This window comes from Streptomyces sp. NPDC029292, from assembly GCF_055569295.1.
The window spans coordinates 70,846-83,169 of record NZ_JBVHXR010000002.1; the positions used below are offsets into that span (position 1 = coordinate 70,846).

Sequence of the window (12,324 nt, forward strand, 5' to 3'; positions counted from 1 at the left end):
GCCGGAGCGCTTGCCGCGATAAGGATGGACCTATGAGCAACAACGGGGGAGTCCCTCACGGATCCGACGAGCCAACGAGTTTCGGTCTGCAACCGCCCCGGCCAGGAGTGCCCGCGCAACAGCCGGGCGTTCCCTACCCCGGTAACCCGTACGCCGCGCCGACCCAGGTCGTCCCGGACCAGCAGGCGGCGCCTCAGCGGGACCCGGGTGCGGACAGGCTCATCGCGGGACGCTACCGCCTCCTCTCCAAGCTCGGCCACGGCGGCATGGGCACGGTCTGGCGGGCCAAGGACGAGACGGTGGACCGTGAGGTCGCCGTCAAGGAGCCCCGTGTCCCGGACCATCTTCCCGACCGCGAACGCGCCAACGCCTTCGAGCGAATGCGCCGCGAGGCCCGCGCGGCGGCGCGGCTCGACCACCCGGCGGTCGTGAACGTCCACGACGTCGCGGTCGTCGACGGGCAGCCGTGGATCGTGATGGAACTCGTACAAGGCCGCTCGCTGGGCGACGCCCTCCAGGAAGGCACGCTCGGCGTCCGCGAGGCCGCGCGCATCGGCCTGGAGGTCCTCGGCGCCCTGGAAGCAGCGCACGCGGCGGGCATCCTGCACCGTGACGTCAAGCCCGACAACGTGCTGCTCGGCCGCCACGACCGTGTCGTCCTGACCGACTTCGGCATCGCCCAGATCGAGGGCGAGACGAACCTGACGGACACGGGCGGCTTCGTCGGCTCGCCCGAATACATCGCGCCGGAACGGGTGTTGGGCCAGCGCCCCGGCCCGGCCTCCGACCTGTGGTCACTCGGCGTGGTGCTCTACGCGGCCACAGAAGGCGTCTCCCCCTTCCGCCGCAGCAACACCCCCGCGACCCTCCAGTCCGTCCTCAACTCCACGCCCGCGCCGCCCGCTTCCGCGAACGGCCCGCTCGCGGAGGCGATCAACGGACTGCTGGACAAGGATCCGTCCCGCCGCCCCGGCGCGGGACAGGTCCGCAGCCTCCTGGAGGACGCCGCGAAGCCGCCCGCCCCCGCGCCGACGCAGGTCGGGCAGGTCGCGGGCCTGGGCCAGGCAGAGAAGGGCTTCCGGGTCGGCCGTAAGGCCTTGTTCGGCTTCGTCGCGGCCGTCGTCGCGGTCGCCGTGGCGGCGTACCTGGTGATCGCGGACCCGTTCCCTGGAACTCTGCCGGACGGCTGGAAGAAGCACCATGTGAAGGACGTTGCCGCGACGCTGGCGGTGCCCGAGGCCTATATACCCTCCACGCCCGACCGGACGACGGACGAGGGCCACTGGGTCACGTACACCGACCCGAGCTACTCCATCTCGATCGGCCTGACCCTGTACAAGAAGTCCGAGGACAGCCTCAACGAGATCGCGGGAACCGCCAGCTCCGAGGCCTACCAGGACGCCGACGGCATGGAGAAGACGGACGACAGCTCCTTCTCCTACATGGCGGAGAAACCCGCGCCCAAGGCCGACACGACCGAAACCTCGTACCAGGGCGGTGAGTCGGCCGAGAACGTCGTCACGTACGTCGATGACCAGACGGACTCGGACGCGCCCCGGCAGTGCGAGGCCCGGGTCTTCTACTACAAGACCAAGTCGGGCGACCTCTACAAGCTCTGGATCGACTACCCGGGCAAGGGCGACTTCACGGCACGGGGCCGTGAAGTCGCCAAGACGGCGATCGCGAACTTGGACATCGACAAGCTCTGAGGGGTTGTCCGCGGAGGTTGCTCGCGAAGGCTCAGGCGAGCTTGGCGGCCTGGGCCTTGATGATCTCGGCCGGGATGTCGTAGTCGGCGGCGTCACCGGCGGCCTCGCCCGCGAAGGACGCGAGGCTCAGCGTGTAGTACGTGGCGACGGTGCTGCCATGGCGTACGACCTCGCCGTGTACGACGACCTCGTCGCCGTCGGCGTCCCCGGTCACCGCGAACGCGAGCGACTCGTCACCGCTGCCGGAGGCCTTCTCGGCCTCGACCTTGGTGAACTTCTCCGTGTCACCCTTCGCCGTAGCCGTGAAGCCGCTCGCGCAGCCCTTGATCGCGTCGGAGACGGCGGACATGGTCTCCTGGGCGCCCTCACCCTCGTACGAGGAGAGCGAGACGATCGTGATCGTGCCGCCGAGGGCGTCGGTGATCGAGTTCATCGCGTCCTCCAGCTCCTCGTCCGTCATGTCCTCGAGGCTCTTGGTGGAGGAGGCGCTGGGGGAGGCCGAAACCTCCTGCGTGGCCATGCGGTTGATGTACGCGGCCGAGTCGCCGGGCGCGAAACCGGTGACGACGTACGCGATCGGTGCGCACTTCTCGTCGACGACCGTCACGTCGTCCTTGGAGGACGCGAACGCTTCGGACTGGTCGGCCGCGCCGACCTTGTAGCCGTCGACGTCACCCGCCGCGATGATCCGCTGCTTCAACTCGGCGGCGCTGAGGGCCTTCGCGGCCGTGGTCCCCTTGTCGGAGCCCGCCGCCTTGTCACCGTCGCTGGAGCCGCTCTCCGAGCAGCCGGTGGCCAGGGCGAGCGTGAGGGCCGAGGCGGCCACTGCGATGCCGGTGCGCGACAGCACGAATCTCTTCATTTTTAGGATGTTCCTTCGATGCTCTTGAGGTGAAGGGACTATGAGGCTCAGGTCAAGGAAACGTCAAGTTCTTAAAATCCTGACGCCCGACTTGGACCGATCCGCACCTCGCCGGCTGTGGATCTGCTATGAGCCCGACGGGTATTCGCGGGCCGCTGTCAGTGATGGTTGTTAAGGTCCGGCTCTCAACAACTCGGCATACGGGAGGGACCCCTTGACGCGATCCACCGCCCCCAGACGGACCGTCATGACCTTTGTGTCCGCGATGCTCGCCCTCGCCGCGGCGACGGGACAGGCCGCGGCCGCGGAGACCACGAGCGCGGCCGAGCGTCAGGCGTACTGGGCGCTCGACGGGGCTGCCGACGGCCAGAGCCCCGAGTACGCGGGCGGCAACCCGCTGATCCTGGCGGGCGACGCGTCGATCTACGCGGCCACCGACGACTGCGCCGAGAACCCCGACTGCACTCCGGTGACGTACCCCATCGTGGGCTCAGGCGATCTGCTGCTCGACGGAGACGGCGACTACGCCGAGGCCGCCGACCCGGTTGTCCCGTCCGGCGCGGGATTCTCCGTGGCCGCCCAGGTCCGCCTCGACGCGGACGCGGCCACGCACGACATGACCGTTCTCTCCCAACCCGGCGAGCACACCAGCCTGTTCACCCTGCGCTACGTGGCCGCCTCGAAGACCTGGGAGGCCGTGGTGGCGCACGAGGACGCCGCCGACGCGCCGACCACGACGGTCAGCTCCAGCGACACCACATCGGGGCTCACGTCCGGCGTCCAGGCCCTCGCCCTGGTCTACGACGAGGACGCCGACCAGCTCCGGCTCTACGTGGACGGCGACCTGGCGGACTCCGAGTCCCTGGGCGGCGCGGACAGTTGGCTGTCCACGCGCGGCCTCCAGGTGGGCCGGACGGTCACCGCGGGCGCCGGGAGTGACTACTGGGCGGGGGAGATCGACGAGGTGCACACGTTCGCGGGTGTCCTCACCCAGGCCCAGATCGTGTTCCTCCGGCTCGGTGGCGTCGACGTCTGACCACGACCGATGAGGAGCAGGGAGACGGCCTCGGCATGACCTACGGAAGTCGCCCGGGCTGTCTCCCGGGCTTCATGAACGACCCCGACGACGAAGACGGCCGGCAGGTCGTGCGGCTGGACCACGCCGAGAGCCGCGCGCTGGAGGCCGTGAGCCTGAACAGGTTCCCGCCCACGATCAGCGCCGGCCTGGACTGGGACTCCGCCCAGTACGACGACCGCCGTTGGTGGGACGACGAGGACGACTGGGCCCGGATGGCGGCCGAGCTGCTCTCCCCCTATGCGGCGGAGGGCGGACGGGTCGTCATCTTCTGGGGGGACCTCAGGGTGCCGACGGTGACCATGCCGGCCGAGACGGCGGTACGGCACGCAGCGAAACTCCTGAGCATGGACCCACTCTTCTGGATCTACCCCCTCGACGGCCCGTTCCTCATCGAGTGCCTGATGGACGGGCAGGTGACGGTGGCGCCGATTCCGCCCGGCTGATCGGAGCCCGGCCATGCTGGACACGTACGGGGAAGAGTGGGACTGATGCAGCAGGGTCGATAAGTGGCGGCAAGTGAACTGCTCGCCGAGGACGAGATCAGGTTGCTGCGGCGAGCTCTCCTTGAATGGGGCGGGCCTGCCCGGTGCAGCGATCAGCTCGCCGTCGGCATGGGGTTCGCGGGCGCGCAGGATCTGTTCGACCGGTGCGACAGGTTGCGCGACGCACTCGGTGAACGTCCCGCTCGCTCCGGTGGACTGGGCGCGCACGCTCTTGGCCGTCGAGATCGTCTTCGTGGGTCCGAAGGCGAGTGCAGGCAGGGCTGGTGGATTCGTCCCATCGCCAGCCCTGGAAGTGCAGGTTGAGGTCGCGTTCCCTGGCACGGATCTGCCCATTGCCTCCCGCCGGGGCTCGTGTACCCGCACCCTTCGACTTCGAGCTGGACACGTCCCGGTTCGCCGTCCGCCCCGAGGGCGAGGCCCAGGTGGATGTCCAAGCGGATGCCCAGGCGGATGTCCAGGAGTGATCAACCCGTGATCGTCGGGCGAACAACGCCCTGATCAGCGCATTCGTTGCCAGCGATCACTGGCGTCGTGTGTGTACTCCGTGAAAGCCGATTACCGACGGGTACCCAAAGGGGCCGGTCGGGCATACCCTGCGGCTCATGACGGACTCGCAGGCCGCGGAGCAGGCCAAGGTAGACGCCGGTACGGAAGCCCCCGGCGCGGACGACACCCCCGGCGCTGCCGCCACGGCCGGCACCAACCCCCTCGCCCCCGCCCCCACCGGCGCCCGCACCGCCGCCGACGTGGTCACGCCCGAGCTGGTCGCCCAGCTCACGAAGGGCGTCGTCGGTTCCGGTCGTACCGCCAACCACACGCCGTTCACCGGTGAGAAGCTGGCGGACCTGCCGGAGTCCACGCCCGAGGACGTACAGGAAGCCTTCGAGCGGGCCCGTAAGGCGCAGGTTGTCTGGGGCGCCACCCCGGTACGGCAGCGCGCCGCCGTCCTCCTGCGCTTCCACGACCTGGTGCTCGCCCGCCAGGCGGAGGTGCTGGACCTCATCCAGCTGGAGACCGGCAAGGCCCGCCTCCACGCGCACGAAGAGGTGCAGGCCGTCGTCGTGGCCGCGCGGCACTACGGCCGCAAGGCGCCCTCGTACCTCAAGCCCAAGCGGCACACCGGCGCCGTCCCCACCCTCACCAAGGTCACCGAGCTGCGCCACCCGCGCGGCGTCGTCGGCCAGATCGCGCCCTGGAACTATCCCCTGGAGCTGTCCGTCGGCGACGCGCTCCCGGCCTTCGTGGCGGGCAACGCGGTGGTGATGAAGCCGGACACGGAGACCTGCCTCACCGCCCTCTGGGCGCGTGACCTGCTCGTCGAGGCCGGGCTGCCCGCCGAGGTGTTCCAGGTCGTCATCGGGGACGGTCCGGTCGTCGGGCCCGAGGTCGTCAAGCACGCCGACTACGTCTCCTTCACCGGGTCGACGCGCACGGGCAGGGAAGTCGCTCAGGGCGCCGCCGCCCGCCTGGTCGGGGTTTCCCTCGAACTCGGCGGCAAGAACGCCATGGTGGTCCTCGAGGACGCCGACATCGACAAGGCCGCCGCGGGTGCCGTCCGCGCCTGCTTCTCCTCCGCCGGTCAACTCTGCATCTCCATCGAGCGGTTGTACGTCCACGAGTCGATCGCCGATGCCTTCGCGGAGCGGTTCGCGGCCCGGACCAAGGCCATGCGGCTCGGCACGTCCCTCGCGTACGGGGCGGACATGGGCTCGCTCGTGGGGGAGCGGCAGCTGGAGACCGTGACGCGGCACGTCGAGGAGGCCGTGGCGAAGGGCGCGAAGGTCCTCGCCGGTGGAGTCGCGCGCCCCGATATCGGCCCGTACTTCTACGAGCCCACCATCCTCGACGGCGTCGAGGCGCCGATGGCCGTCTGCGCCGAGGAGACCTTCGGGCCGGTCGTCTCCCTCTACCGGTTCAAGACCGAGGACGAGGTCGTCGAGCTCGCCAACTCCACGGTGTACGGCCTCAATTCGTCCGTCTGGACCAAGGACGGGCGGAAGGGACGCGCGGTCGCGGCGCGGCTGCGCACCGGAACCGTCAACGTCAACGAGGGGTACGCACCCGCGTACGGCAGCGTCCAGTCGCCCATGGGCGGCATGAAGGACTCCGGCCTCGGCCGCCGCCACGGCTCCGAGGGCATCCTCAAGTACACCGAGGCGCAGACCGTCGCCCAGCAGCGGCTGCTGCCGATGGCGCCCTCGCTGGGCATGGACGACGAGAAGTACGCGGCGTTCATGAGCCGGAGCCTCAAGGTCATGAAGGCATTTCGTCTGCGCTAGGCCGCGAACAGTTCTCAACGAGGAGAGCAGCACGTGTCACAGGAGAACTCTGTCCAGAATCAGCCGGACGACGGGATGTACGACTATGACGTCATCGTCGTCGGGTCCGGCTTCGGCGGGTCGGTCACGGCCCTGCGACTCACCGAAAAGGGCTACCGCGTAGGCGTGTTGGAGGCGGGCCGCCGCTTCACCCGCGACGCGCTGCCCAAGAACTCCTGGGACATCAAGAACTACCTCTGGGCCCCGAAGCTCGGCATGTACGGCATCCAGCGCATCCATCTGCTGGGCAACGTGATGGTGCTGGCGGGCGCAGGTGTCGGCGGCGGCTCCCTCAACTACGCCAACACCCTCTACGTACCGCCGAAGCCGTTCTTCGAGGACCCGCAGTGGAAGGACATCACCGACTGGCAGGAGGAGTTGCAGCCGTACTACGACCAGGCCCGGCGCATGCTCGGCGTACGGCTCAACCCGACGATGACGCCGTCGGACGTGCACCTCAAGGCAGCCGCCGAGCGGATGGGCGTCGGTGACTCCTTCCACATGGCGCCGGTCGGCGTCTTCTTCGGGGACGGCGCGGACGCGGACGGGTCGGCGAAGGCCAAGGCGGGCGAGGAGGTCGCCGACCCGTACTTCGGTGGGGCCGGGCCCGCGCGCAAGGCCTGCACCGAGTGCGGCGAGTGCATGACCGGCTGCCGCCACGGCGCGAAGAACACCCTCAACGAGAACTATCTGTATCTGGCGGAGAAGGCGGGTGCCGTCGTGCACCCGATGACGACGGTCGTGTCCGTCACCGACGACTCGCAGGGCGGGTACGCGGTCGCCACCCTGCCCACCGACGAGAAGCGCAAGGGCGAAGGGCGCGTCTTCAAGGCGCGGCGGGTCGTCCTGGCGGCCGGGACCTACGGCACCCAGACCCTGCTGCACCGCATGAAGGCGGGCGGCCAGCTGCCCTACCTCTCGGAGAAGTTGGGCGAACTGACCCGCACCAACTCCGAGGCGCTGGTGGGCGCGCAGACCGACAACCGGCGCTATCGCAAGGCCACCGGCGAGTCCAAGGTCGACTTCACGCGCGGTGTCGCGATCACGTCGTCGATCCACCCCGACGACAACACCCACATAGAACCGGTCCGCTACGGCAAGGGGTCGAACTCGATGGGCGGCCTGTCCATCCTCCAAGTCCCCTACGCCGAGGGCTCGTCGAGGGTCCTGGGATGGCTGGCCAACGCGGCGAAGCACCCCCTCCTCGTGCTCCGCTCGCTCTCCAACCGCCGCTGGTCGGAACGGACCATCATCGGCCTGGTGATGCAGTCGCTGGACAACTCCCTGACGACGTATCTCAAGCCGAAGGGCGCGGGGAAGGGCCTGCTGACGGCTCGTCAGGGGCATGGGGCTCCCAACCCCAAGCAGATCAGGGCCGCCTCGGAGGGCGCGTCCGCGATCGCCGCGGAGATCAACGGGTTCGCGGGCAGCAACGTGGGCGAGCTGATGGGTACGCCGCTCACCGCGCACTTCCTGGGCGGCTGTCCGATCGGCGATTCCCGGGAGACCGGCGTGATCGACCCGTACCACCGGCTGTACGGCCACCCCGGCATCTCCGTCGTCGACGGCGCCGCGGTCTCCGCGAACCTCGGCGTCAACCCGTCGCTCACCATCACGGCCCAGGCCGAGCGCGCGATGTCGTACTGGCCCAACCAGGGCGAGGCCGACCCGCGTCCGGCGCCGGGAGCGGCGTACGAGCGCCTCAAGCCGGTGGAGCCGCAGCACCCCGCCGTCCCCGCGGACGCGTTCGGCGCGCTGAAGCTGCCGTTCCTGGGGATGCCGACGGTGCCGCCGAAGCAGTAACTCTGCGGCCGGATTCCCGAAGGAGTCCGGATACCCGAAAGGACCTGCGCCCCCCTCCGAGCGCAGGTCCTTCGTGTAGCTGTAGCTCTGGCTGTCCGCCGCTTACGCGGTGGCGTCGCCCGACTTGCGGCGACGGACCGCGAACACCGCACCGGCACCGGCGACGACGGCGACACCGCCGACGAGGCCGATCAGGGGCAGGGCGGAGGACGAACCGGTCTCGGCGAGCGAGCCGGAGGCGTCCACCGTCTTGACGTCGGAGAGATCCTTCTTGCCCCCGGTCTGCGGCTTGGCGTCCGGCGGGTTGCCCGCGTCGGAACCGGCGGCGAGGATGTCGAAGAAGTAGACCCAGCCGTTCGGGTCGTCGGCGACCCAGCATCCGGCGTCGTCCGAGTACTGGGCGAAGCCGCCGGTCACGCCGATGGAGTCCGGCACCTTGCCGCTGACCTTCAGCCGCAGCTGGTACGAGGTCGCATCGCCCGCGTCGAGCGAGAACGGGGTGAACGTGCCACCCTCGCCCGCGGCGCCCGCGACCTCCCGCCACGCGCCGGAGTCCTTGTCGAGGACCTGCACGCTGATCTCGCCGGAGTAGTCCTTCTCGTCCCAGCCGATCGCCGCGACACCGATCAGCGGCTTGATGTCCGTGATCGCGCTGTCGCCGTGGTTGGAGACGTTGAACTTGAAGTTGGTCCAGCCGCTGCCCGCGACGATCGTGTCGGGCAGGCCCGAAAGGCTGCTGCTGAGGTCGGCGCTCAGCTCGGTGATGTCGTCGCCGTTCTCGTCGACGCAGACATCCTCCTCCGGGGCGCTCTCGCTCGGGCTCGGCGACGCGGAGGCGGACTGGCTCGCCGACGCGGACGCAGACGCCGAAGCGGATTCCGACGACGAGGCGGAGGCGCTGGAGCTCTGCGACTCGGTCGCGGACGCCGACGCGCCGGAGCTCTCCGACTCGGTCGCCGACGCGGAGGGGCTCTCGCTCTGCGTCTCAGCCGGCGAAGCGGAGACGCTCTCAGTGGCGACAGGGGACTCGCTCTCCCCGGTCGCGAACGCGGCCGGCGCCGACAGCAGCGCCAGTGGGGCTATGGCAGCCGTCGCGGCCGCAACGGCCAGGGCACGGCGAAGCTTCATGAAGACCTCGGAAAGTCCGGTGCGCCGCGACGCCGCGGCACTGAGTGGGTGAGGCCTCCGCGTGTGGGGCGCGGGTGTGGCCGTTGGTTCTGCAGGTGTGACCCGGGAAGCCCGTGAATGGTTGTCCCCTCACTCACAGGATTTTTATGTGGGCTGCGTCACGTGCCGAGTTGGCGCAGCCCGCACGGTGGGCCGGGGCCGCCGACGCGCCGAGTTGCCCCGTGCCCGGCGTCCCGTTCGTCGCGGATTGTCATGTGACTGTCATCACTTGGGAATCGCGGAACCCCATGAACACCTTGTGCACCCTCAGTAACTCGCCTTAAGAATGTTCCCTTTCTGAAAATCATCGCTGATTCGGAACTCCCTGCGATCAGCTCGCGATCCGACCGAAAGGGCAGGTAGAGCCAACGGTGGCCGATAAACCGTCCGAAGAGTCCGAACCCGCTCGCGAAGCGGGAGCCGAATCGTCCCCGTCCGAGTCCATATCCGACGACGTGTGGGAGAAGTTCGCCCAGGACACCGAGCGCGAGATACGCGCCTCGGCGCCGAAGGAGCCGTCCGCGCGGGCCCGCATGGTGAGCGAGCGGTTGCGGGAGCGGGAGACGCGCGGTGACGTGCCCGAGGGCTGGCGTGCCGGTCCCGCCTGGCGGGAGAAGGACAGGCGCGCGGCTCGGCGGCGGCGCCTGTGGGCGGTCATCGGCGTCCCCGTGGCGGTCGCTCTCGCCATCGTGGCCATGAAACCGTCCCTGCTGCCCGGCGACCCCTTCGGCACGGCCACCTCGGACGAGCGCGCCGCGTCGTCGCCGCTCCCCGCGGAGACCGCGCCCCCGACCGCCCCGCCCTCGTCGTCCGACCCGGACACCCCCACGCTCGACGAGCCGTTCGCCGGCTCCCCGGCCCTGCGGTACGCCGACGGCGCGGCCGGCATCGTCCTGCCGAAGGCGGCGCCGGTCGGCTCGGTGTCGAAGGACCGGGTGGAGCTGGCGCTGCGGCAGACCAAGAAGCTGCTGGTCGGCGCGAACCTCGATCCGAAGACCCTGCGCGGCGGGAGCCCGAAGGCCGCACTGGCGGTCCTCGACCCCCTGCAACCGGACGTCCTCGACCGCCTGAACGCGTCCCTGCGCGCACCGGACGAGGACCACGATCCTCTTCTGATGTTCAGCCGCTTCGACCCCGACGAGGTGCGGCTCGTGGGGGACGTGGTCAAGACGCGCGGCCGTATGACCTTCACCAAGGGCGAGCACGCGTCCGTCGCCGTCCACGCCGACTACACCTTTGTCTATCCGTTGGTCAGGACCGACGGCTCGACCGAGGTGACCCGCACCATCGTGCGCCGCGTCCTCGACCTCGAGATCCCCGACCCCGCCCGCTACAAGGTGACTCCCGGCAGGCTGACCCTGCTGTCCTACGACGCGCGCCACGGAAACGTGGCCTGCGAGACCCACGACGGCTATCTGCACCCGCAGTTCGCGTCGTCCGAGCCCACGGGCACGCCGCCCTCCGGCCCGACGACAGACCCGTACGACCGCAGCCAGGGCCTCGACACGGACCGCCCCGGCAGCTGCGGAACGGTGTCCCGTACCTGACCATGGCGAAGGGCCCCGCGGGGACGGATGGTCCGCGGGGCCCTTCTTCGTCAGCACCGACGTCAGGGCAGCGCCGGTGCCTGGGGAGCGGCGCCGGGGGGTGCGCCGCCGGGTCTGGGCGACCGCCGGTCGCGCGCCCCGGCGCACTCGGGGCGCGCACATGGTGTCGACCATTGGCGGTCAGGCGGTACAGAACGGGTCGTCCCATGATGATCCGGGCCGTCCATGCCGTCCACGCCGTACAGAACGAATGCGGTTGTCTGGTTTGGGACTTGGGGCCGTTCCTGCATCGTGCTGGATGGGCGACGGCCTCCGCAACCGCCTGGACCACCTCTGAACGGATTCCGCCGGTCGGCTCCGGGCGTCCCCGGAGCCGGCCGTTCTCTTCAGTGACCGGGCTGCTGTCCCCTGCCGTCCGGTCACAACCCTGGAGCGAGGTCCCACGACGCACGGCACGATCCGTACGTCTCATCGCTCCAGCGGAGCCACGCGTGGTTCTTTCGGGCCCGCCCCTGGCTGACACGGACACCGGGACCAACGAAGCCCTCGACGCCCCGGTCACGCGCCGTACGGGTGAGAGGGCATACGAACGTAGGTGCCCCGGACGTCCGTCGTAGCCCGACTCAGATGCGGCCGCGGCACAGCTCCAGCAGCGTCATGGCGAGCGACGTACCCGGCTTGCCCAGCGCGTCCCTGAAGTGGCCGAGGATCTCCATCTCGCGCGAGAGGTTCACCCGGCGGCCGCCGGAGGAGATCCGGGCCTCCTGGATCACCGCCGAGACGGCCATCCGTTCCTGGACCAGACCGATGATCCGGTCGTCGAGGGCGTCGATGCGCTCACGGGCGCCGGTGATCACGTCGGCGGCCTCGTCGGTGCGGGCGCCGGTCTTGTCGAGTACGTCGGCCATGGTGGGGCTCCTTGATGGAAGGGGTGCCCCGGAGCGGCAAGGTCCGGAAACGGCAGACGCCCCGGGCCTTGTCGGCCCGGGGCGCCTGGGAAGTCGCTTGTCAGTTGCTCAAGCAGCACGACCATGGCAGCCGGTGGGCCGGTTGCCATAGGTAAAGGTGAAGGTCGTCTGCGTGAGCATGAGGCCAGTATGCATGGGGGGCGGCGCTTGGCCAAGCCCGGGTGGCATCTTTCAGCCCGTCGTGGGGGTCCCCCCGCTCATGGGGGAGAAGCCGAGAGTGGGGGAGTTTGAGGACGAGCGCGAAGCGCGATACGGGGGTCTGGAGGCGGAGCCCCCAGGTACGGGAAGGGTAGGGGCGGGGGGGCGGAAACCTGTCGTACGCACCACCTCCCCGGCCCCCGGTAGAATCGGCAGCACAGACCCCTCGCT

The 12,324-nt window shown here is 69.8% G+C and carries 9 protein-coding genes; 6 read left to right on the forward strand and 3 right to left on the reverse strand.

Going from position 1 to position 12,324, the window contains the following annotated elements; translation table 11 throughout:
* Positions 1-32 precede the first annotated feature (32 nt).
* Complete coding sequence (locus tag ACZ4WS_RS05180) at positions 33-1,709, forward strand: serine/threonine-protein kinase (RefSeq protein ID WP_467977316.1); 1,677 nt, start codon at positions 33-35, stop codon at positions 1,707-1,709.
* Between the two features lie 31 nt (positions 1,710-1,740).
* Here the strand turns inward: ACZ4WS_RS05180 and ACZ4WS_RS05185 are convergent, their stop codons facing one another.
* Complete coding sequence (locus tag ACZ4WS_RS05185; RefSeq protein ID WP_467977318.1) at positions 1,741-2,571, reverse strand: hypothetical protein; 831 nt, start codon at positions 2,569-2,571, stop codon at positions 1,741-1,743.
* Positions 2,572-2,818: 247 nt separating this feature from the next.
* On the opposite strand from ACZ4WS_RS05185, the gene ACZ4WS_RS05190 reads away from it, so the two are divergent.
* The 4 genes from ACZ4WS_RS05190 to ACZ4WS_RS05205 all read left to right on the forward strand — a co-directional run bounded on the left by ACZ4WS_RS05190 (position 2,819) and on the right by ACZ4WS_RS05205 (position 8,273).
* Positions 2,819-3,607, forward strand: a complete 789-nt coding sequence (locus ACZ4WS_RS05190) for a LamG-like jellyroll fold domain-containing protein (protein WP_467977319.1) — start codon at positions 2,819-2,821, stop codon at positions 3,605-3,607.
* 35 nt (positions 3,608-3,642) lie between these two features.
* Entirely contained in the window at positions 3,643-4,092 is a 450-nt protein-coding gene (locus tag ACZ4WS_RS05195; protein WP_467977320.1) for a hypothetical protein, read from the forward strand.
* Between the two features lie 662 nt (positions 4,093-4,754).
* Positions 4,755-6,431: a succinic semialdehyde dehydrogenase gene (locus ACZ4WS_RS05200; RefSeq protein ID WP_467977321.1), complete on the forward strand. Its 1,677-nt coding sequence runs from the start codon at positions 4,755-4,757 to the stop codon at positions 6,429-6,431.
* A gap of 75 nt (positions 6,432-6,506) precedes the next feature.
* Positions 6,507-8,273: a GMC family oxidoreductase N-terminal domain-containing protein gene (locus ACZ4WS_RS05205; RefSeq protein ID WP_467978289.1), complete on the forward strand. Its 1,767-nt coding sequence runs from the start codon at positions 6,507-6,509 to the stop codon at positions 8,271-8,273.
* Positions 8,274-8,375: 102 nt separating this feature from the next.
* On the opposite strand, the gene ACZ4WS_RS05210 is transcribed toward ACZ4WS_RS05205, so the two are convergent.
* Complete coding sequence (locus ACZ4WS_RS05210; RefSeq protein WP_467977322.1) at positions 8,376-9,401, reverse strand: LAETG motif-containing sortase-dependent surface protein; 1,026 nt, start codon at positions 9,399-9,401, stop codon at positions 8,376-8,378.
* A gap of 410 nt (positions 9,402-9,811) precedes the next feature.
* Here ACZ4WS_RS05210 and ACZ4WS_RS05215 point away from each other — a divergent pair, with 410 nt between their 5' ends.
* The gene (locus ACZ4WS_RS05215; RefSeq protein ID WP_467977323.1) at positions 9,812-10,987 is read left to right on the forward strand and encodes a hypothetical protein; all 1,176 of its coding nucleotides are present in this window, start codon (positions 9,812-9,814) and stop codon (positions 10,985-10,987) included.
* A gap of 623 nt (positions 10,988-11,610) precedes the next feature.
* Here ACZ4WS_RS05215 and ACZ4WS_RS05220 read toward each other — a convergent pair.
* A complete protein-coding gene (locus ACZ4WS_RS05220) occupies positions 11,611-11,895 on the reverse strand; it encodes a chorismate mutase (protein ID WP_467977324.1) in 285 nt (94 codons plus the stop codon).
* Positions 11,896-12,324 lie beyond the last annotated feature (429 nt).

Coding starts and splice junctions, on each gene's coding strand:
- ACZ4WS_RS05205 (WP_467978289.1), top strand. CDS start 6,507: ATGTACGACTATGACGTCATCGTCGTCGGGTCCGGCTTCGGCGGGTCG.
- ACZ4WS_RS05220 (WP_467977324.1), bottom strand. CDS start 11,895: ATGGCCGACGTACTCGACAAGACCGGCGCCCGCACCGACGAGGCCGCC.
- ACZ4WS_RS05180 (WP_467977316.1), top strand. CDS start 33: ATGAGCAACAACGGGGGAGTCCCTCACGGATCCGACGAGCCAACGAGT.
- ACZ4WS_RS05210 (WP_467977322.1), bottom strand. CDS start 9,401: ATGAAGCTTCGCCGTGCCCTGGCCGTTGCGGCCGCGACGGCTGCCATA.
- ACZ4WS_RS05190 (WP_467977319.1), top strand. CDS start 2,819: ATGACCTTTGTGTCCGCGATGCTCGCCCTCGCCGCGGCGACGGGACAG.
- ACZ4WS_RS05195 (WP_467977320.1), top strand. CDS start 3,643: ATGACCTACGGAAGTCGCCCGGGCTGTCTCCCGGGCTTCATGAACGAC.
- ACZ4WS_RS05185 (WP_467977318.1), bottom strand. CDS start 2,571: ATGAAGAGATTCGTGCTGTCGCGCACCGGCATCGCAGTGGCCGCCTCG.
- ACZ4WS_RS05200 (WP_467977321.1), top strand. CDS start 4,755: ATGACGGACTCGCAGGCCGCGGAGCAGGCCAAGGTAGACGCCGGTACG.